Annotated in this window: 1 protein-coding gene and 5 pseudogenes; all 6 read left to right on the top strand. The window is 59.3% G+C overall.

Annotation, left to right across the window (positions count from 1 at the left end; translation table 11 throughout):
• The first annotated feature begins 167 nt into the window (after positions 1–167).
• Complete coding sequence (locus EOA33_RS41120; RefSeq protein WP_245482523.1) at positions 168–269, top strand: TniB family NTP-binding protein; 102 nt, start codon at positions 168–170, stop codon at positions 267–269.
• Between the two features lie 147 nt (positions 270–416).
• Positions 417–811, top strand: a pseudogene (locus tag EOA33_RS34180) (DUF4158 domain-containing protein); the annotation flags it as partial.
• A 6-nt stretch (positions 812–817) separates the two neighbouring features.
• Positions 818–1003, top strand: a pseudogene (gene sucC, locus EOA33_RS34175) (succinate--CoA ligase subunit beta); the annotation flags it as partial.
• A gap of 12 nt (positions 1004–1015) precedes the next feature.
• Positions 1016–1208, top strand: a pseudogene (locus EOA33_RS41115) (succinate--CoA ligase subunit alpha); the annotation flags it as partial.
• A pseudogene (locus EOA33_RS34165) lies at positions 1209–1443 on the top strand (IS110 family transposase); the annotation flags it as partial.
• A 236-nt stretch (positions 1444–1679) separates the two neighbouring features.
• Positions 1680–1925: pseudogene (locus EOA33_RS34160) on the top strand (transposase); the annotation flags it as partial.

The following is a 1925-nucleotide window of genomic DNA, read 5'->3' as shown; positions in this document are numbered from 1 at the left end:
ACATGGGACGGTGTCCGCGATTTTCCTTGTCTCAGTCTGGGGGTGCACTCCAGTCCGGGATTTAGCGAAAAGGCTGTCCGGGATTTACCGAAACACGCAAAGAGCGCATTGCTTTGATTAAAGCAGACCGCTGGAATGCCTTGCTGGCCTATCCACCGCGCGAACGTATGCCTTGCCTGCTGATCTGTGGCGACACCGGCATGGGCAAAACCAAGATCGTCCGCAAGTTTGAGGGGTCGGAACAAGAGCAGTGCGAAATCGCACGCTAAGGGCGAACGGATCATGAACTCTGCCGCAGTGCGGTCGTGCAGCATCCGATCCCTGTGGATTGCCATCGCAGGGCACCCAGTTTTGATTTCTTCGCCCGTCCGACTCGACAACCCTCCCGGCAGATTGGTCGTGGAAGGAGTTGGGCGATGGGTAAACGGAGGCTTCTCAAGGTTCAGGATCGACAGAGACTTTTCGATATACCAACCGATGAGGACGGCCTCATCCGACACTATTCGTTGTCGTCTGCTGACAGGCTCCGAGATTGGACTTCGCTGACGAGAACACAATCAGCTCGGATTTGCCGTTCAGCTCTGCCTGATGCGATATCCAGGAAGAGTGTTGGCGACCGATGAAACTCCGCCTCGCGCAATGCTAAAGTACGTTGCCGAGCAGATTGGCGCCGACGCTGGAAAGTTTGCGCTCTATGCACGTCGTGAAGAAACGCGTCGCGATCACATTGCTCGGTTGATGGTTTATCTGGCCGCGCGGAGCGCGACAAGACCGTAGAGCTGCGCTGTTGGCTGCAATTCAGGCGGCCGCGATCTAGAAGGCGATCCGCGAGGTCGGCGTCAACGTTCCGCTCGTGGTGCGGTTGGCGGGCACCAATATCGACGAGGGCAAGCGTATCCTGGCCGAATCCGGCGAGGATGTGATCGTCGCCGACACGCTGGCCGAGGCCGCCGAAAAAGTGGTTGCCGCTTGGCAAGCAGTTACCACGAAAAACGCAGCCTGACGGGAGGAAAAAATGGCAATTCTGCTCGATCGCAACACTCGCGTCCTCGTTCAGGGCTTCACCGGCAAGATCGGCAGCTTCCATGCCGAGGACATGAAACGCTACGGCACCAAGGAGGCGGGGCGTCACGCCCGGCAAGGGTGGACAGACGCATCTCGGCGTTCCGGTATTCAACACCATGAAGGGCGCGGTGCGCGAAACCGGGGGCCATATATCCCGACGTGGCGATCGCCATTTGCGGGGACTTCTCTACGAAGCGGCGGCGGTCATTCTGACGCGCAGCTCGACCGACAGCACTCTGCGCACGGGGGGTCTGCAGCTCCGCGAGAGGATCGGCCTCAAAAGGGCTGCCGTTGCTGTGGCGCGCAAAATGGCGGTTATAATGCATACCGCTTAAGACCGGCGAGCTCTCTAATCCGAATGCTGGAGCCGCCGCATAAATCCGGATAGCGTTCAAAACCTGAACGCTTGAGGTGTCCTGCCGGGACGTGAGCCGAGCCATTCCGCTGATGGGGTTGCACCGCTGACTCAGCAAAGTGCGTCGTCCACATTGAAGGCGATCCGCGAAGCTCCATCATGCGGCGGCTAATGTCGACCGCGAAGACAACCATCCACCCGGCAGCGTCCCTCAACGAAATTATGCTTGAGGCCCCAGCAGCGATTAGACAACCCCATCAACCTGCCCGCCCACAAGACCGCCGGCGTGCGCGACGCGATTGAGGCCGCAGGCGCGAGCCTGCTCTACCTGCCGCCTTACAGTCCCGACTTCAACCCGATTGAGGACGCCTTCGCCAAACTCAAGGCGCTGCTGCGAGCAAAGGCCGAGAGAACCATCAAGGCTTTGTGAGATGCGGTCGGCGGTCGTCGACCTCTTCACCCCAGCCGAATGTGCCAACTACTTCAAAGCCGCAGGATGTGAACC

Source organism: Mesorhizobium sp. M4A.F.Ca.ET.050.02.1.1 (assembly GCF_003997725.1).
Taxonomy (GTDB): Bacteria; Pseudomonadota; Alphaproteobacteria; order Rhizobiales; family Rhizobiaceae; genus Mesorhizobium.
This window is presented reverse-complemented; position numbering and strand designations above follow the sequence as displayed.

What these genes read in the sequence shown, in the direction of transcription:
- EOA33_RS41120 (WP_245482523.1), top strand. Translation starts at nt 168, where the DNA reads ATGCCTTGCCTGCTGATCTGTGGCGACACCGGCATGGGCAAAACCAAG.